This is a genomic window from Geotalea daltonii FRC-32 (assembly GCF_000022265.1).
GTDB classification, from domain to species: Bacteria; Desulfobacterota; Desulfuromonadia; order Geobacterales; family Geobacteraceae; genus Geotalea; species Geotalea daltonii.
This window is the reverse complement of sequence record NC_011979.1, coordinates 2,343,727-2,361,400: the sequence shown is the minus strand read 5'-3', so window position 1 is coordinate 2,361,400 and position 17,674 is coordinate 2,343,727. Positions and strand designations below refer to the sequence as shown.

The 17,674-nt window shown below is 51.5% G+C and carries 17 protein-coding genes; all 17 read right to left on the bottom strand.

Annotation, left to right across the window (positions count from 1 at the left end):
* Positions 1-7: 7 nt before the first annotated feature.
* Entirely contained in the window at positions 8-895 is an 888-nt protein-coding gene (locus GEOB_RS10580) for an NAD-dependent epimerase/dehydratase family protein (protein ID WP_012647210.1), read from the bottom strand.
* Positions 892-2,235, bottom strand: a complete 1,344-nt coding sequence (gene rfbH, locus GEOB_RS10575; protein WP_012647209.1) for a lipopolysaccharide biosynthesis protein RfbH — start codon at positions 2,233-2,235, stop codon at positions 892-894. Before rfbH ends, GEOB_RS10580 begins: the two co-directional genes overlap by 4 nt.
* Positions 2,232-3,314 carry a CDP-glucose 4,6-dehydratase gene (gene rfbG / locus GEOB_RS10570; RefSeq protein WP_327049783.1) on the bottom strand — a complete coding sequence of 361 codons (1,083 nt, stop codon included), beginning with the start codon at positions 3,312-3,314 and terminating at the stop codon, positions 2,232-2,234. Before rfbG ends, rfbH begins: the two co-directional genes overlap by 4 nt.
* On the bottom strand, positions 3,311-4,087 hold the full coding sequence (rfbF, locus tag GEOB_RS10565) for a glucose-1-phosphate cytidylyltransferase (RefSeq protein WP_012647207.1): 777 nt from the start codon (positions 4,085-4,087) through the stop codon (positions 3,311-3,313). The genes rfbG and rfbF overlap by 4 nt, the downstream gene beginning before the upstream one ends.
* A gap of 99 nt (positions 4,088-4,186) precedes the next feature.
* On the bottom strand, positions 4,187-5,158 hold the full coding sequence (locus GEOB_RS10560) for a GDP-L-fucose synthase family protein (RefSeq protein ID WP_012647206.1): 972 nt from the start codon (positions 5,156-5,158) through the stop codon (positions 4,187-4,189).
* A gap of 56 nt (positions 5,159-5,214) precedes the next feature.
* Positions 5,215-5,586 (bottom strand): GxxExxY protein, encoded by a 372-nt coding sequence (locus tag GEOB_RS10555; RefSeq protein WP_012647205.1) that lies wholly within the window; start codon positions 5,584-5,586, stop codon positions 5,215-5,217.
* Positions 5,587-5,822: 236 nt separating this feature from the next.
* Positions 5,823-6,875 (bottom strand): GDP-mannose 4,6-dehydratase, encoded by a 1,053-nt coding sequence (gene gmd, locus GEOB_RS10550; protein WP_012647204.1) that lies wholly within the window; start codon positions 6,873-6,875, stop codon positions 5,823-5,825.
* A 101-nt stretch (positions 6,876-6,976) separates the two neighbouring features.
* Positions 6,977-8,440 (bottom strand): D-glycero-beta-D-manno-heptose-7-phosphate kinase, encoded by a 1,464-nt coding sequence (gene rfaE1, locus GEOB_RS10545; protein ID WP_012647203.1) that lies wholly within the window; start codon positions 8,438-8,440, stop codon positions 6,977-6,979.
* 90 nt (positions 8,441-8,530) lie between these two features.
* Positions 8,531-8,719, bottom strand: a complete 189-nt coding sequence (locus tag GEOB_RS20690; RefSeq protein WP_407638351.1) for a four helix bundle protein — start codon at positions 8,717-8,719, stop codon at positions 8,531-8,533.
* 63 nt (positions 8,720-8,782) lie between these two features.
* Complete coding sequence (locus GEOB_RS10535; RefSeq protein WP_012647202.1) at positions 8,783-9,733, bottom strand: hypothetical protein; 951 nt, start codon at positions 9,731-9,733, stop codon at positions 8,783-8,785.
* A gap of 332 nt (positions 9,734-10,065) precedes the next feature.
* The gene (gene wecB / locus GEOB_RS10530) at positions 10,066-11,196 is read right to left on the bottom strand and encodes a non-hydrolyzing UDP-N-acetylglucosamine 2-epimerase (protein ID WP_012647201.1); all 1,131 of its coding nucleotides are present in this window, start codon (positions 11,194-11,196) and stop codon (positions 10,066-10,068) included.
* 32 nt (positions 11,197-11,228) lie between these two features.
* The gene (waaC, locus tag GEOB_RS10525) at positions 11,229-12,269 is read right to left on the bottom strand and encodes a lipopolysaccharide heptosyltransferase I (RefSeq protein WP_012647200.1); all 1,041 of its coding nucleotides are present in this window, start codon (positions 12,267-12,269) and stop codon (positions 11,229-11,231) included.
* 2 nt (positions 12,270-12,271) lie between these two features.
* Positions 12,272-13,267 carry a glycosyltransferase family 9 protein gene (locus GEOB_RS10520; RefSeq protein ID WP_012647199.1) on the bottom strand — a complete coding sequence of 332 codons (996 nt, stop codon included), beginning with the start codon at positions 13,265-13,267 and terminating at the stop codon, positions 12,272-12,274.
* Between the two features lie 164 nt (positions 13,268-13,431).
* A complete protein-coding gene (locus GEOB_RS10515; protein ID WP_012647198.1) occupies positions 13,432-14,283 on the bottom strand; it encodes a glycosyltransferase family 2 protein in 852 nt (283 codons plus the stop codon).
* Between the two features lie 5 nt (positions 14,284-14,288).
* Positions 14,289-15,371: a glycosyltransferase family 4 protein gene (locus GEOB_RS10510; RefSeq protein ID WP_012647197.1), complete on the bottom strand. Its 1,083-nt coding sequence runs from the start codon at positions 15,369-15,371 to the stop codon at positions 14,289-14,291.
* Between the two features lie 98 nt (positions 15,372-15,469).
* Positions 15,470-16,345, bottom strand: a complete 876-nt coding sequence (locus tag GEOB_RS10505; protein ID WP_230198928.1) for a glycosyltransferase — start codon at positions 16,343-16,345, stop codon at positions 15,470-15,472.
* 247 nt (positions 16,346-16,592) lie between these two features.
* Complete coding sequence (gene waaF / locus GEOB_RS10500) at positions 16,593-17,657, bottom strand: lipopolysaccharide heptosyltransferase II (protein ID WP_012647195.1); 1,065 nt, start codon at positions 17,655-17,657, stop codon at positions 16,593-16,595.
* Between the last annotated feature and the right edge of the window lie 17 nt (positions 17,658-17,674).

The window sequence follows — 17,674 nt, the reverse complement described above, 5'->3', positions numbered from 1 at the left end:
TTTCAAACTATCCTTTTTGTAATCGCTGCTTTTCGTATGGAATGGTCATGCCAAGGCCATTGTCCAAGGAGATCTTTGGAGTCCATCCGAGCGAATTGAGGGCTGTTATGTCGGCACATGAATCCATTACCTCGTTCTGACGGTAGGGGATGGCGCCAAAATTAAGCACTGTATGAGATCCGGTCATCACATGAATTTTCTCAACAAGAGCCCTTACCGCAATGGTATTCCCGGAACCAAGACTATAATTCTTAAAGGATGGCTTTTTTATCTGTAACTGATCGAGAATGAGCAGATACGCTGAAACGACATCGTCTATGTGAATGAAATCGCGCTTCTGCTCGCCGGCTGTCAGATTCAGCTCTTTCACATTCTGAAGACACTTTCTGATCAACATTGTTACGAATTTGGAATGATCGTCACCCGGTCCATAAAAATGTTCCAGTTCCAGATTTATGAATGTAATGCCTCGTTGGTTGGCTGCAAGCACACCCCAGTCCTTAAATTGTTTCTTTGAAAGAGCGTAAGGGTTTAGGAACATTTCCAGAGATGTGTCAGTGTTTATAAAAGCAGATATTTTGGCAGAGACTGCTGAAGTAAGTAACTGTAGAGGAAAGGCCATATTAGCTTGAACTATATCTGTTACTCTCTCTTTGTTTCGCCCATAACATGTGGCAGCATGTATGACTACATCGATATGTCCCTGCTCTGCAAAAGGCAGCGACAGATCCATTTTGTCAATGTCGTAAGTTTCAACCGAAGACATAAGATCAGATATACGTGAAAGATCAGAAAAGCTCCTTTTTAATACTATTATCTGATGTCCCCGTTTCAGAAGGGCCCGCACCAGATGGCTTCCAAGGAAACCTGTAGCACCGGTAACAAGAATCTTCATTTACAAGCAAAGCCTTTTATTGTCGAGATCATGTATGCAATCATCTCTTCCGTCATCCCTGGATAAACACCAATCCAGAAGGTTTCGCGCATGATGCTGTCTGTGGTCTCTAGATTTCCAATAACCCGATAGCTCTTCCCTTCACGGCGCATTTCGTCAAAGCAAGGATGCTTGGTTAAATTACCCGCAAAAAGCATCCGCGTCTGTATACCTTTCCCCTCTAAATGATTAACAATCTTATCCCGGTTGAAACCGGCCCCTTCACGGACTGTAAGGAGGAAACCGAACCAGGAGGGGTCACTATTCTCCGTCGCCTCAGGTAAGAGCAGTCTGTCTTCCAGTCCCGCAAGTCCGTCACGCAGCAGTTTCCAATTTTTCTTCCTCGCTTCAATGAATTGCGGCAGCTTTTCCAACTGGGCACAGCCGATTGCCGCCTGCATATCAGTTACTTTCAGGTTGTAACCGAAATGGGAATAGACATACTTATGGTCATAGCCGAAGGGGAGCTCGCCAAACTGCTGGCCGAAGCGGTTGCCGCAGGTATTGTCCTTGCCTGATGGGCACCAGCAGTCACGCCCCCAGTCGCGGAATGATTCCACCAGGCGCTTCAGTTGAGGATCATCGGTATAGACGGCGCCCCCCTCCCCCATGGTCATATGGTGGGGTGGATAAAAGCTGGATGTGCCGATATCACCGATAGTGCCGGTATATTTCCAGGTACCTTTATAGTTGTAGCGGGAGCCTAGCGCATCACAGTTGTCCTCGATGAGCCAAAGGTTGTGCCGGTCGCAGAAAGCCTTGACAGCGGCCAGATCGAAGGGATTACCCAGCGTGTGGGCAACCATAACCGCTTTTGTCTTCTCGGAAAGAGCTTCATCCAGCAGGGCTGTATCAATGTTATAGGTGGGCAGCGAAACATCCACGAAAACCGGTATTGCACCGTATTGAATGATAGGGGCCACGGTGGTCGGGAAACCGGCTGCAACGGTGATAACCTCGTCACCTGGCTTTATCCGGCGCTGCCCCAGCTTAAGTGAAGTCAGTGCCATAAACGCCAGCAGGTTGGCAGAAGACCCGGAATTGGTCAGTGAACAGTGCTGGACCCCCAAAAACCTGGCGAAGTCGGTTTCGAATTTTTCGGCATACCGGCCGGTAGTCAGCCAGAAATCCAGGGAAGAATCTACGAGGTTGATAATCTCAGCCTCGTCGAAAACACGACCTGCATAGGGAATACGGTCCCCAGGAGAGAATTTTTTTTTGCAACCATGCACATGATTATAGTAAGCGATAGCTGCATCTATAGCCTCTTTGCGAAGTTTAGCTTCTTGTTCGATACTCACCGCAACTCCCCTCTGTAGCTCTCATACGATTTGATTTGTTCAAGGCAACAGGACCGGATATCACCACCGGCGGAATATACCTTTACCCATTCGATGATGTTGGCCAAAGCCTCGTCCAAGCTCCAGTGGGGTTGCCAGTTCAGACGCATGCGCGCCTTCGAGCAGTCCAGCTTGAGGTAGTGGGCCTCATGTAGATGTTCACCTTTGTCGATCTCATACCGCGTGCCGTTGCCCCACAGTCGGCACATCTCGTTTACTATCCATTCCACCGGCCTTGCATCATTGTCAGCAGGGCCGAAATTCCAGCCTTCGGCATATTCAGTCCCACTTTGGAATAAATATTGTGCCAACGTGAGGTAACCTGATAGCGGCTCCAGCACATGCTGCCACGGGCGAATGGCGTGTGGGTTGCGAATGCGGACCGGCTCACCGGCAAGCAATGACCGGACGATATCGGGGATCAGGCGATCATTGGCCCAATCGCCACCGCCGATGACATTGCCGGCTCGTGCAGTGGCAATGGCTACATTGTGCTGAGAATAATGCAACGGGTTGAAAAAGGACTGCCGATAGGCCGAAGTCACCAACTCGGAGCACCCTTTACTGCTGGAATAAGGGTCATATCCCCCCATGGCCTCGTTTTCACGATATCCCCAAACCCATTCCTTATTCTCGTAACATTTGTCGGTGGTAACGTTGACAACTGCCTTAACGGACGGACAATTTCGAACCGCTTCAAGGAGATTGACGGTACCCATGACATTGATGGCATAGGTATCGACAGGGATTGCATAAGAATCCCTCACCAAGGGTTGGGCAGCCATGTGTATGACGATTTCGGGCTGAGCCTTCTGCATGGCGGCTGTGAGAGCAGCACCATCGCGGATGTCAGCAACAGTGTGAGCCTGCAGCAGCTCTGCAACCCGCGCCAATTTGAACAGGCTTGGGTTGGTGGGGGGATCGAGGGCGTAGCCATTTATCTCTGCCCCCAGTTGATGCAGCCATAGGCAAAGCCAGCTTCCCTTGAACCCAGTATGGCCAGTTACGAAGATCTTTTTGCCGAGGAAAAATTGTCTCACGCCCAGACCTTCCATGGCGCTTTGCCTGTTTTCCAAAGTTCTTCCAGATAGTTCTTGTCGCGCAGTGTATCCATTGGCTGCCAGAAACCGGAATGTTTAAAAGCTTTCAATTGTCCCGCCTTTGAAAGCCCTTCCAACGGCTCTTGTTCCAGCACGGTAGAGTCACCTGCAATAAAATCGAAGACTTCTGGCTGAAGAATGAAAAACCCTCCGTTAATCCAAGCCCCATCACCCTTCGGTTTTTCTTTGAAACCATGCACTGTGCTGGTGGAATCAAGATCAAGTGCCCCAAAACGGCCGGAAGGCTGTATAGATGTGACGGTTGCAAATTTGCCGTGAGATTGGTGATAGTCGACTAATGCCTTTATGTTTACGTCCGAAACGCCGTCGCCATAGGTAAGCATGAAGGGTTCGTTGCCAATATATTCCCTGACTCTCCTAACCCTGCCACCGGTCATAGTTTCCAGGCCAGTATTGACAAGGGTAACGGTCCAAGGTTCTGCAGAGTGATGATGTATAACTCTCTGATTCTGGTTCTTGAAATCAAAGGTGACATCTGATTCATGGAGAAAATAGTGGGCAAAGAACTCTTTTATGCAATACCCCTTGTAACCAAGACAGATGACGAAGTCATTGAAGCCATAATGGGAATATATCTTCATTATGTGCCAGAGAATTGGCTGCTCCCCGATCTCCACCATCGGTTTTGGCTTCAGGTGGGATTCTTCACTTATCCTTGTTCCAAATCCACCTGCAAGTATAACAACTTTCATTACGGCTCCTCTGCAATGCAACAAAATATCATCGTGTTCGGATAGGGGTTACGCTTCTGTAGAAGGATATTGAGCACGAACAAGTTACAAGGTGGTACTCTACGACCCTTGTCTCTGCAGTGTGTACCAATCGTATACTGTCTTTAAGCCATCTGCCAAAATAATTTTGTGCCGCCAGCCAAGCTTGTTAAGTCTAGAGACATCCGACAGCTTGCGCGGAGTACCATCTGGCTTGCTGGCATCAAACACCAGATTGTCCGTATAGCCAACTACATCTTTTATGGCGACTGCCAAATCCTTGATGGTAATCTCCTCGCCGCTCCCCACATTTAGTAAGGCTGGTGAGGAGGGGTCAGTGAGGAGTGAGGAAAAGGCATCTTCAGGTAAATTCAGGAGAAATACAGAGGCGTCAGCCAGATCATTCACATGGAGAAACTCGCGGAGCGGAGTTCCCGTGCCCCAGACAACGACCTTGTCCTCCCCATTCACCTTCGCCTCATGGAACTTGCGCATCAAAGCCGGCAATACATGGGAGGTCTCCAGGTCAAAATTGTCGTTGGCCCCGTAAAGATTTGTCGGCATGGCGGCAAGAAACCTGGTGCCATACTGGCGATTGTAGGCCTGGCACATCTTGATGCCGGTGATTTTGGCTATGGCATAAGGTTCGTTGGTCGGTTCCAGGGGACCGGTGAGGAGGTATTCCTCCTTGATCGGCTGGGGTGCCATTTTCGGATAGATGCAGGTGCTCCCCAGGAAGAGCAACCTCTGCACACCATTCAGCCATGACTGATGAATGACATTGGTCTGGATCATCAGGTTGTCATGGATGAATTCGGCGGGATAGGTATTGTTGGCAACGATTCCGCCAACCTTGGCGGCGGCAAGAAAGACGTACTCCGGCTTCTCCTGCTGGAAGAAATCAGAGACGGCCTGCTGGTTGCGTAAATCCAGCTCAGCACTTGTCCTGACAACCAGGTTGTCGTAACCTTCCGCTTTAAGTTTTCTGACTATGGCAGAACCAACAAGTCCCCGATGACCGGCGACATATATCTTCGCTTTTTTCTCAATCATTTTTAGCCACGAATGTCACTAATATCACGAATGAATATATGAACTAGCTACACTTCCTATAAGATCAATCTTTTGGATTCTACTTTTTCTTTGCCAAAATTTATCAGAAGCCCAACCTTAAAGCCTGTTCCTTTGAGATAATTCAAAACTTGGGCTGCATGCAAGCGGTTAAGCGCGGCAACTGCCTTTAGCTCAATAACGATTTGATCATTAACAACTATGTCAGGGAAATACAGGCCCACCTCTTCATCTTTATAGAAGACCTTCATTTCTTTTTGAGATTCTGCTGGAATCCCTCGAAGCTGTAATTCTTTGAGCAGAGCTCTCTGATACACATTCTCAAGGAAGCCGAAGCCTAAAGTATTGTGTACCTCAAAAGCTGCAGCCATTATTTGAAACGATAGATCTTTAAAAATAACAGCTGGCATTTGAGCGCTCTGAAAAGAAGCAGCCTATTCCCGATTAACAATGTCTGCGTCAATTCGTGTTATTCGCTGAAAAAGGGTTTAAAGGCTTTTTGTTCAGCCACGAATGACACGAATGTGCACAAATAAGGCAAAGGCCTGAATCTTTGGGTTCAAACCAAAAGAAACATGGGTTCTGGTTCAGGTTTTTTATTCGTGTTAATTCGTGAAATTCGTGGCAAAAGGATTTTCATGTTTACTCACCTGCCATTGGCCCTTTTCTCCCGCTCGGCTTCCTGCAGGTCCGCGTCCACCATCATGTTTACCAGTCCTTCAAAATCGGTTTTCAGCTCCCAGTTAAGCTTTGTCTTGGCCTTGGTCGGGTCGCCAAGGAGGAGATCAACCTCGGCCGGACGGAAATATTTAGGGTCGATCTCGATGACGATCTTGCCGGTCTTGCTGTCGATCCCCTTCTCATGAACGCCGCTCCCCTGCCATTGTAACGGCATATCCAGGCGGGCAAAGACCTTCTCTGCAAATTCCCGCACCGCATGGGTTTCGCCGGTGGCAATGACATAATCATCGGGCTCGGTCTGCTGCAGCATGAGCCACATGGCTTCCACATAATCACCGGCAAATCCCCAGTCGCGCTTGGCATCCAGGTTGCCCAGGTAGAGGCAATTCTGCATCCCCAGCTTGATGCGGGCGGCAGCGCGGGTGATTTTCCTGGTAACGAAGGTTTCGCCGCGGCGGGGTGATTCGTGGTTAAAGAGAATGCCGTTACAGGCAAAGAGGTTGTAGCTTTCCCGGTAATTGACGGTGATGTAATAGGCGTAAGCCTTGGCACAGGCATAGGGGGAACGGGGATAGAATGGGGTCGTTTCCTTCTGTGGCGTTTCCACGACCTTGCCGTATAGTTCGGACGATGATGCCTGGTAAAACTTGGTATTCAGCTCCGTCTCACGGATTGCTTCCAGGATACGCACCGCCCCCAGGGCATCCACCTCTCCTGTATATTCAGGCACATCAAAGGATACCCTGACATGGCTCTGGGCGCCCAGGTTGTAGATTTCATCGGGTCGTATATCGCGCAACACCTTGTTGAGGGAACTGGCGTCGTTCAGATCACCGTAGTGGAGAAACAGACGGGCAGAGGATTCATGGGGATCCTGATAGATGTGGTTGATCCTGCCGGTATTGAAAGAAGAGGAACGCCGAATGAGGCCATGCACCTCGTAACCTTTTTTCAACAGCAATTCAGCCAGATATGAGCCATCCTGGCCGGTAATTCCTGTAATCAGCGCCTTTTTCATCAGTCCTCTCGTTCCATAAAATTACATCTACTATAAAAGTGCTAGTTTGTTACCATAATATGGCTGCAAAGGCAACTCAATACAGGCTTCATTGTTAATTATTAATGCTCTTTGCGAATTTTTTCTATGATTCCTGTCGTCGATTTGCCGTCGACAAAAGTTACCAGTTCTACCCTGCCGCCGTAGGACTCGACCACATCCTTGCCCACCACCCGTTCCGGGGTGTAATCCCCCCCCTTGACCAGGACCAGGGGCTGCAGGGCCTCGATGAGCTTTAGGGGCGTCTCTTCATCGAAAATCACCACGTAATCGACGCAATCAAGGGCGGCCAGAATGTGGGCACGTTCCGTTTCCACTATCAAAGGCCTGGTTTCCCCTTTCAGAGCGCGTACGGAGGCATCGCTGTTGAGGCCGACTATGAGCAGGTCGCCAAAGGTGCGCGCCTTCTGCAGATATTTCACATGCCCCACATGGAGCAGGTCGAAACAGCCGTTGGTGAAAACCACCCGCTTCCCCTTTGCCTTCGCCTCTGCCACAAGCGAAGCAAGCACGTCCAGGTTTTTGATCTTGGCATCACTGTCCGGATGGACGTGGCCAATTTCGGCAATGATCTCGGCAGGAGAAACGGTGGAAGTACCCAGTTTGCCCACGGCTATGCCGGCAGCCACGTTGGCGATTCCTGCCGACTCAGCCATTGAAAGGCCACAGGCAAGCCCAAGGCTCAGAACCGACAGCACCGTGTCGCCGGCACCGGTAACATCGAAGACCTCGCGCGCCACCGTGGGAATATGCGTCCTCGCGACATTCTGCTGGAAGAGCGACATGCCCTCCTCACTACGGGTAATGAGCAGTGCATCCAGATCTAGCTCCCGAAGCAGAGTCTCCCCTGCCTTGATCAATCCTGCTTCATCCTTGATTACAATATGTGAAGCAGCTTCGGCCTCCTTGCGGTTTGGAGTCAGGATAGTGGCGCCACGGTATTTGGAGTAATCGATTCCCTTGGGGTCGACGACGACCGGAATGCCCAAACGCCTGCCGTTAGCAGTCACTGCGGCAAGGACCTTACCGGTCAGGACCCCTTTCAGGTAATCGGAGATAAGGATAACATTGAAGCGAGACGCCTCGGCAGTAATAAAGCCGATCAGCTTCTCCTCGAATTCCGGTGCTATTTCTTCCTTGGATTCCCGGTCGATGCGGACGATCTGCTGGTTGGCGGCGATGACCCTGGTTTTTTTACTGGTCCGGCGCAAAGGGTCCTCGAAGACGCCTGCCAGATCGACTCCTTTGCCGGTAAAGGCATGGCGCAGATGGGTGCCGTTTTCATCGCCGCCGATGACGCTGCATACCGCCACTTGGCACCCCAGAGCAACCAGATTGTTGACCACGTTGCCGGCGCCGCCGAGACGCAGATCTTCCCGCGTAACATCCACCACCTGCACCGGCGCCTCCGGTGAAATCCGCTCCGCCTTTCCCCACAGGTACTCGTCCAGCATAAGGTCACCGATCACCAGGGATTTAATCTCCCTGGCACGGGTAAAGAGTGATTCCAGGTCTTTTCTTTCCATGTTTTTCCCTCCGGGAAACGTTCGAGGTTCGAGGTTCGAGGTTCGAGGTTCGACGTTCGACGTTCGAGGTTCGACGTTCGAGGTTCGACGTTATTTTTTTCTCTCAGACTTTTTCAGAAAACTTATGAAACCGTTCAACAGACTGCTAATTTTCGTGCAGCGATCGGAAAGGGTTTTGAAGGTGTCAGTGCTCAAATAGCCAATATCCATTCCGGCATAAGCAAGGCTTTTGACTTCAGCAGTGGAGCCCCTGCAGTCGGGCTTCCTTCCACGACTCAATATCTTCGAACCTGGTGATTTTCACCTATGCCTCCGAACTCCGAACGTCGAACTCCGAACGCTTCAACGCTCGATTTTATCGAGAATGCCTGCCGCCAGGAGCGGGATCATTATTTCATGATGGCCGGTGATGGTGTAGCCACGGCTTTTGCCGGAAGTGGGGCGTTTGACCACGTTCTGCAGGGGACGGTAGTGCTGCTGCATGTCAAAGTTTGCGGTGGTGAAATGATCCACATGGTGCCCCAGATTCTGGGCGATGGAGAGTGCCTTGAGGAAAACCTCGGGGAGCAGCACGGCACTGCCCATGTTGAGATAGACGCCGCCGTCCCCCAGTTCCGAGACAATGGAAGTAAAAATCCGGAAGTCCGTATAGGATGCCTGGCCTATGACCGCCCCATCGGCGGTGGGATGCTGGTGGATGATGTCCGTCCCCAGGGCCACGTGGACCGTCACCGGAATGTCCCGCTCGGCGCAGACTGCCAGCAGGCTGTGTTCGCGGCAGGGATTGTCGTTGTCGATTATAAAGCGGCCAACAGCCTCACCGTAGCCCATCCCTTTGGCTAGCCCATCCTTCAGCGCCCGGTTGATATCACGGCCGGTCTCCTCAGCCATGCCGAAGGTGCCACAGTGGAGAACGGCGCCCACGTCTTCGCTGGTCTCGCCGATCAGGGAGATTTCGTAATCATGGATGGAGCCGGCGCCGTTCAGGGCAAAGGCGGTAACGGCATCGGCCTCGATGAGGCTCTTCAGCACCGGCTGCAGGCCACATTTGATTACATGGGCGCCCATGGCCATTACCACCGGTTTCCCCTTGGCACGGGCGGCAGCAACAGCATCTATTACCCCCAGGAGTGCCTGGGAGCCCAGCTGCGGCGGCAACGCCGATAAAAGTTCAGCCACGGACATGCCGGCAGTGATGGGTGAGGCAAAATCCTTTTTGATGCTCACCTTGTTCTGCCGCTCGGAAAGCGGATAGGTTTTGACGCCGGAAAGATCGATGGGGCTGTATTTCATGGGAATTCCTTTCAGTAACTGCAAAAGCCAAACATTTAGCCACGAATGACACGAATTAACACGAATGAAAACCAAAGCAGGACCTAAGTCTTTTGTTTCTGCCCACAAAAGAGTCAGTTCTTTTTGCCTTTATTTGTGCACATTCGTGTTATTCGTGGCTAAACAAAGAGCTCTTCAAACCCTTTACCACGAATGACACGAATCAACACGAATGGAAAAATCTTTTAGAACCAGAAGTCTCAAAAACCATTTGAGTTTTATCCACCTGATAAATCTTTTTTTGGTTTTGCCTTTATTCGTGGACATTCGTGCTACTCGTGGCTAAACAAGCCTTAAAGCTTTTTCAGCACTTCAACAATCCGCCGGGCCGCGAGGCCGTCGCCGTAAGGGTTGTGGGCCATGCTCATGGTACTGTAAGCAGTGACATCATTGAGGAGCAATTTAGTCTCGGCGATGATTCTTTCCTTGTCGGTACCCACCAGCTTGACCGTACCGGCAGTGACTGCCTCGGGCCGCTCGGTGGTTTCCCGCATGACCAGCACCGGCTTGCCCAGGGAAGGCGCTTCCTCCTGAACGCCACCCGAATCGGTGATGATCAGATGGGAGCGGTTCATCAGGTAAACGAAGGGAAGATAGTCCACCGGCTCGATGAGGTGAACGTTTGTGAGCTTGTTTCCACCCAGGATGCGTTTGACCGGCTCCTGGACATTGGGGTTGAGGTGGACCGGATAAAGGATCTCCACATCCGGACAGGACTTGGCAATTTCTGCCAGCGCCTCACAGATATGTTCGAACCCGGCACCGAAGTTTTCCCGCCGGTGCCCGGTAACCAGTATCAGACGTTTTTCAGGGTCAAGAAAAGAGAACTCCCCCCTGAACCGTTCTGTCAGCGCCGAATCGCTCTCGATGCGTCTGGATACGGCTAGCAGAGCATCGACCACCGTATTTCCCGTAACGTGAATATCCTCCCCGGATACACCTTCATTGAGCAGGTTCTGTCGTGAGGCTGCTGTCGGAGCGAAATGCAGATCGGCAACGGCGCCGGCCAGACGGCGATTGATTTCTTCGGGGAAGGGGGCGAACTTGTTGTGGGTCCGCAGCCCCGCCTCCACGTGCCCCACCTTTGTCCGGCAGTAAAAGGAAGCGATCGACGCCGCCATGGTCGTGGTCGTGTCGCCATGGACCAGCACCACGTCGGGACACTCCTGCTCCAGCACCGGTTTCAGCCCTTGCATCACATTGCAGGTGATGTCGAAAAGATCCTGCCCCGGCTTCATGATGTTCAGATCATGATCTGGATGGATGGCGAACAGCTCCAGCACCTGGTCGAGCATCTGCCGGTGCTGGGCCGTCACGCAGACGACGCTTTTAAAGGATTCCGGGTGCTTCTCCAGCTCCTTTACCACCGGGGCCATTTTTATGGCCTCCGGACGGGTACCGAACACAGTAAGGACCTTCAGCATGGTCACCTCGCGTTTAATTGGAAGTCATCTGCCTACACCAAAAGTTTTTCGACGCCATGCATCACAACTTCGACCGTAATGCTCCGGCGGCACTCCTCATCCTGGTCGCATCTGGTCCGGAAACACCGGGAACAGGGCATGGGAGACTGGATGATCACGTGATTGTCTCCCCGCGGCCCGCTACGCTTGCCATCCGAAGCGCGATAGAAGGAGACCGTCGCCGTGCCCACGGCCGCCGCCAGGTGCACCGGGCCCGTATCTCCACCTATCACCAGATCCACCTTTTTCAGCAGGGCCGTCAGCCCTTTCAGGGGGTAGCGATCGATGACCCGGGCACCGGTACCGATGGCTGCAGCAATCCTCATCACCACCTGGTGCTCGCTGTCATTGCCCCATGAAAGGAGAACGGACGATTCGGGAAAGCGGCCGAGCAGATCTCTGCCCAGGGCAACCCAGCTCTCTTCGCGCCAAAACTTGGTCTGCCAGGTAGTACCATAATGGAAGAGAAACACCAGCCCATCGGCCAGGGTGGAAAGCAGTGCCTCGGCAGCGGCATCATCTTCGGGAGTCGTGTAAATATCGGAAACGAGCTGCATCTCCCGATAATCACGCCCAAAGGGAACACTGACCAGGCGCAGGTATTGTTCGGTAATGTGCGAGTCCTGGGGACGAAGGGGTATCCGGCGTGTGGTAAACAGCATGTTGAGGCGCTCCTGGAGAACCTCGGCATCAAAGCCGATGCGGTTGTCCGCACCGGTCAGCCAGCCATAAACGCCGCTCTTGATGTTCCCCTGAATATCGAAGACGATGTCGTAATCTCGCTCCTGCAGGGTACGCTTCAATGCCGCCGTCTCGGAAAAAGTCCTGGAGGAAAAGAGGCTCTTGCGCCAGGCTTTGCTGCGGGCCGTATGGATCATGGAAATCTGAGGATTCCCGGCCACCACATCCAGGAAAGGCTCCTCCACCAGCCAGTCGATCTCGATGCCCGGGGAAACATTGTGCAGGTAATCCAATACCGGCAGGGCATGGATGATATCCCCCATGGCGCTCATTTTTACAATCAGGACCCGCACGGTTACTTACCTTCCGCCAGCATGGAAGCCACCGCATCAAAGACTTCTTCCACGGTTATTTTTTCCATGCATTCCAGGTAATGGGGATTCTTGCATCTCTTCCCATTACAGGGTACGCAGTCGATCTCCCCATGACGGATCACCGTGTGTCCGTTGCCCACTGGTCCGGTCCGTAACGGCTCTATGGCGCCGAAAAGTGCCACCACCGGCGTCCCCACCGCAGTTGCCATGTGCATGGGGCCGGTATCACCGCTGACGAGGAGGTTGGAAGCGGCTAGCAGTGCCCCCAGTTCCCTGAGGTTTGTCTTACCCAGGAGATCAAGAGGCTTGTTACGCATTGCTGCTATGATCCCTTCAGCAAGATCCCGTTCATCGGGAGCTCCAACTACAATTATATCTACTTTAAGTTCATCGATCAGGCGATCACCGAGCTCGGCAAATTTTTTAGTGCTCCAACACTTAATGCGGTTACTGGCACCTGGGTTTAAAGCAATCAAGGGCTTATGCCTGAATCCCGCCGGGATCAGTAGTTTTTCCGCTTTTTCCATTTCTTCACTGGTAATCGGCATATCCAGATGAAGATCAGCATTGGCAAGATCAATACCAAGGGGCACAATGGTCTCAAGATGATTCACCACCGCGTGCACGGTTCTTCCACGTGCCTTCTTATAGACAAGTATACGGCAAGGAAAGGCTGCCATGGCAATCAACCATGCCTTCACATTGCTACGCTGAAAATTGACAATCAGGTCAAACCGGCCTGCATGAATTTGACGGCAAAGGTTGAGGAATGCCGGCCAAGAACGATGAGCTCCTTTGCGGTCAAAAACAACGATATTATCCACATTGTTACTATGATTGAACATGGCAGCAGTGGCCATGGAACCAACGAGCAGAGTAATGCGGCTGTCCGGGAATCGGATCTTCAGGGTGCGCATGACGGGTGTCAGTTGAAGAAGGTCACCGACAGCACCTGGCTTGATGATGAGTATATTCATTTACAAAGTGCCATTACATCGTGCATGAGTGGTATCTCTCACTTTTTTCATCTGGTCCAGCGCCTCAGTTAGCACTAAACACAGCTGAAACTACATCATTTCTTTAAGGAGCATGTCCACATGATTTTGAAGTTTCGAAAAAGGCAAAAACCTTTACCGGCTTGCTATGGCGTCGCCTTTACGATGCCGTTTATGCACCTGGGTTCCTTCAGGGCAATACGCCGTTTCAGGATCTCATGATTGGCGATATATTTTTCATTGCTGAAACTCCAGGACGATTTATGCCAAAGGTGAAATACAATCGCCAAGGCACGGACTGACTTAACCTTCCCCCCATTATTGAGAAGCCGGATACCCAGATCATTATCCTCAATGGAACCATCTTGAAAATCTTCATCGGACCCATTTATCAAGTAAAAGTCTTCCTTGCTTATACTGAAATTGCACCCCCAAATACCGTCATCACAGATTCGGTCGCGGTGCAGTAGTCGTCGTAGCATGGGCGATTTTATTCTGATAGCTTCCTCGATTTTGCGGGAGCTCCCAAAAATTCCATCCCAGATTAGTTTTTGATCAATGGAATTGATAAGTTTTCGCTGGCGAAGCAATTGCTCCGTCAGTTCTTTTCCTATTTCTGCACGCTTACCACCAAGAACAGCTTTAGGTTCCGCATACATGATGTGAGATTTAACAAAGTGACGATGTGCAAGGCAATCGCCGTCTATGAAAACCAGGTAATCACCACTAGCGGTTCGGACTGTCTCATTTATGATTCTTGGCTTGCGGAAGCCGGCATCTTCCTGCCAAACATGTTTCAAAGAAAAGGGACAATGGGATGACGCCTTGAACTTTTCTATGGTTTCTTTGGTTTCGTCTCCACTACCGTCATCAGCGATTAAAACCTCATCAGGCAGCACCGATTGAGCAGAGAGACTTAAAAGACACAGCCATAGTGAGTCTGGCCGATTATAGGTGGGAACGATAACGGAGATTTTACGTGTAATTGCTGCATTCATAGTTCTCAATTCCCCATCAATCTGGAGTAATAGGCAAAATGGGCGCTACTCATCTTATCCAGAGTAAAGTAACGATCAACGACTTCCCTCCCCTGGCGCCCCAATGCAAACCGTTTCTCGTCATTCTTCAGTAGTTCTATTATTGCTTCTGCAAATTCTCTGGTCCCGCCCCCCACAAGAACTCCGCCACCATTCTCGATGATTTCAACCAGCCCGCCGCTGTTGTAGGCTACCACCGGCGTACCGGCGGCCAAGGATTCGATATGAACAATGCCAAAACCCTCGTTGCGGTGGGTGGATACAGAGAGATCACAGTCATAAAAAAGATCTGTAACTTTTTCGCGCGGAATTCTTCCGGTCAGGATGAAATTCTTTTCGACGCCAAAGTTGCGGATCTTCTCCTCCAGGTGGGCAGTGCCACCACCACCAACAATGGCAATGGTGATGTCGGGAAAAACTTTGGTCAGATAAACCGCAGCGTCGATAAGCTCTTCCTGGTTTTTCCAAAGCTCGCCAACCATGGCGATAATAGGGAACTTGCGATCGGGAAAGATACGACGAGGCCGGTCCCTATCAAATTTTTGCAGTGTATCAACCGCCGTGGGCTCAATGCCGTAATGTATGATAGTGGTCATCTCCTCCATGCCCTTGTTTTTGGGATAAAAAGATTGAGCAGTGTAACGGGATGTTGCGATGATTCCATCAAATAACATGGTTAGCAATGGATACCATCTGCCCGTTGGGGTGTGAAAGACATTGACCAGCTTTGGGCGATTTTTTAGAAATGGCAAAGCAAGAAGATAACCTGCAAGAACAGCATAAATTGTGTGTTCACGATTGACCGATATGACATCAGGCTCTTCCTGACGAATGAGACGGGCGATGCGAAAAGGGAGTGAAAGGTTCTTGTTATTGAAAACAGTGTAGACCTTGTATCCCCGCTCCCAAAGTTTATCCTTAAGGTTACCATTTTCCCGCACCAGGAACACCGGTTCCACCCCATTGGCAATAAAAGGGGGTGCCAGGTCCAGTAGGTGTTCTTCTGCCCCACTGGCGACCCGGCCGTTATTGACAAAAAACATTTTCATTGCGTATCTCCCATGATGCGGCCCGCTGGACAGGTATGCAAATGCCCCGCTTACCGTTAAAACCTTTATAGTATTTATATCGCTACCAACTGTTCCGCTTAAACCTTTGACAGTGATAGCAACGTAAGAAGGCGTTCGGGATCATGCTCCCGCTTAAGGACCACAGCCGCTTGGCATGCTCGGGCCGTATAATCAGGCCATTTGGCAAGCACGGTATCAATGGCAGTTGCAAGTGCCGCTACGCTACGGTCCTCTATGGTTACTCCCGCCCCAAATCGCTCCACCTGTGCACCCGGCCAGGTACCTTTGGTTGCAATGACCGGCGCACCATGCAGCAGGGCATCAAGCACTACGCCACTTACCGCCTCTGAAAAACGTTCCCGTTCATAGGGCGCAAGCACCAGTGCCCCGTGAAACCGCTCCACATACTCAGCGCGTTCCGGTGCCTTGTCGCTGGCAACAAGGCCACTGTAACCAGAAGAGAGCAGCGCCTCAACCACAGCCACCTCACGATGCCCGTGGCGTTTTGCATGCTTCTTCGATACCTGTACCCAAAGAGGAAGAGAACGCCCTTCCCCTGCCCACCGGCCAGCAAGATCGGCAACAAGGTCCAGTCCCTTGTTCAAACGGGCAGCCCCAGCCATGAGCAAATGGGAAAAAGGAACCGGTTGCGGTGGTTTTTCCTCAGCAAGCGCCGGATAGGGAACATATTCCACATGTTGCCAGCCCATATCCCGGAGGGAATCGGCAACTTTTGCCGTGGGAGCAATGGCAGATGCATGTTTGCGTGCTGCTGCGGACATGGTTAAAAAGAAGGAATCCCTAGGTTTCGTAGGGGCCTGATGAAAATAGAGGTGGGCCCGCTTTGGCTGACGTTTGGCAAGCAATGCGGCAAGTGAAACTGCAGCTGCATGGCGCCCGTCTGAGGTCAGAACCAGGAATGGAATGTCCTCCCTGACGGCGCGTACAATCATACGCCACTCTGCAAGCGGGCAACCAACTCGAGGCTCATCGGTACAGGCTCTGATACCATTCATTGCAGCCAGCATTTCATCTGCCTGAGGATGGGCAAACACATCAACGGCATTTTCACCGGCATGCGTACCAAGCGCACGAACAAACTCGCCATAGTGGCCACTTAGGCCTCTCAGGTTTGGCTCAATAATGAGTAGAGGACGCATAGGCTAAGCCACTACCTGCCATATAACAAGGGATTTCATCTTAATTCCTTACATCTGCCACACATTTGATAACCTGCTCAATCTGCACCGCTTCAACGCATTCCGGCTTTCCCCGCGGTGAGGGCTTACATTCGGTAAAAAATTTCTGCCGGCATGGGCTGCACTTGAATTCACTGTACTCGACCCGACAACCCTTCCCCCACGGTCCAAACTTTACCGGCGACTGTGGGCCAAATATTGCCACAAGAGGTACGCCAAGGGCCGCACCCAGGTGCATGATGCCGCTGTCGTTGCAAACAAGAAGCTGACATCGGGCAAGAATGGCCATTGTTTGGCGCAGGGTGGTGCTGCCGACGACCATCACCGGCTCGGGAGAAATACGCTGGCGCATATATTGTGCACGTTCCACATCGCGGCCACCGCCGAAAAGAACGATTCGTGCCTTGTATAGACGCTGCAGTCGGTTCGCCACCTCGACAAAGTTGTCCTCGTGCCAGCCTCGTACCGGATTAGCGGCAAAGGGATGAACGGCCAGCAACTGTTCATCGGCACCGACGCCATGCTCAGCCATGTACTGGTCGGCAAACTGTTGCTCTTCGGCAGAAATCCAGGCTTCCAGATGATCATCGGCAACCGGCACCCCGTCGGCCCGCAGCACATCCAGGAAGTTCTGCACCTCATGCTGATCGTGACGATACGGCACCCTTCCAGTCAGCAGAAAACCACGCCCTTCAGTATCAAATCCAACGCGGTCTTTCGCTCCAGAAAGCCAGGCCAAAAGTGCACTGGAAAACGAACGTTTCAGCACATAGACTTTGTCAAAATGCCTGGAGCGAAGCTCCTTGAAAAAAGCAAGTTTCGACGCCAGGGTCCGGTGCGTCCCCCTGCTGTCGGCATGAATCGTCACCGGGTCCCAATAGATAAGCTCATCCACATAAGGAATTCCTTTGACGACTTCCGAGGAACCGGGGGCCACCATCCAGGCGATAAAAGCGTCGGGCTCGGCACGGCGCAGGTTGCGCAGGAAAGGGACGGTGAGAATGGTATCGCCGATGAACCTGTAGCGCATCACCAGTATTTTTTTCTGTTCGTTTTTTATAAGCATCACCTAAAACCATTTGG

Bases quoted from the DNA above. Each gene is read 5' to 3' on its own strand.
- GEOB_RS10580 (WP_012647210.1), bottom strand. From the start codon at position 895: ATGAAGATTCTTGTTACCGGTGCTACAGGTTTCCTTGGAAGCCATCTG.
- rfbF (WP_012647207.1), bottom strand. From the start codon at position 4,087: ATGAAAGTTGTTATACTTGCAGGTGGATTTGGAACAAGGATAAGTGAA.
- GEOB_RS10560 (WP_012647206.1), bottom strand. From the start codon at position 5,158: ATGATTGAGAAAAAAGCGAAGATATATGTCGCCGGTCATCGGGGACTT.
- GEOB_RS10555 (WP_012647205.1), bottom strand. From the start codon at position 5,586: ATGCCAGCTGTTATTTTTAAAGATCTATCGTTTCAAATAATGGCTGCA.
- gmd (WP_012647204.1), bottom strand. From the start codon at position 6,875: ATGAAAAAGGCGCTGATTACAGGAATTACCGGCCAGGATGGCTCATAT.
- rfaE1 (WP_012647203.1), bottom strand. From the start codon at position 8,440: ATGGAAAGAAAAGACCTGGAATCACTCTTTACCCGTGCCAGGGAGATT.
- GEOB_RS10535 (WP_012647202.1), bottom strand. From the start codon at position 9,733: ATGAAATACAGCCCCATCGATCTTTCCGGCGTCAAAACCTATCCGCTT.
- wecB (WP_012647201.1), bottom strand. From the start codon at position 11,196: ATGCTGAAGGTCCTTACTGTGTTCGGTACCCGTCCGGAGGCCATAAAA.
- GEOB_RS10520 (WP_012647199.1), bottom strand. From the start codon at position 13,267: ATGAATATACTCATCATCAAGCCAGGTGCTGTCGGTGACCTTCTTCAA.
- GEOB_RS10515 (WP_012647198.1), bottom strand. From the start codon at position 14,283: ATGAATGCAGCAATTACACGTAAAATCTCCGTTATCGTTCCCACCTAT.
- GEOB_RS10510 (WP_012647197.1), bottom strand. From the start codon at position 15,371: ATGAAAATGTTTTTTGTCAATAACGGCCGGGTCGCCAGTGGGGCAGAA.
- GEOB_RS10505 (WP_230198928.1), bottom strand. From the start codon at position 16,345: ATGATTGTACGCGCCGTCAGGGAGGACATTCCATTCCTGGTTCTGACC.
- waaF (WP_012647195.1), bottom strand. From the start codon at position 17,657: ATGCTTATAAAAAACGAACAGAAAAAAATACTGGTGATGCGCTACAGG.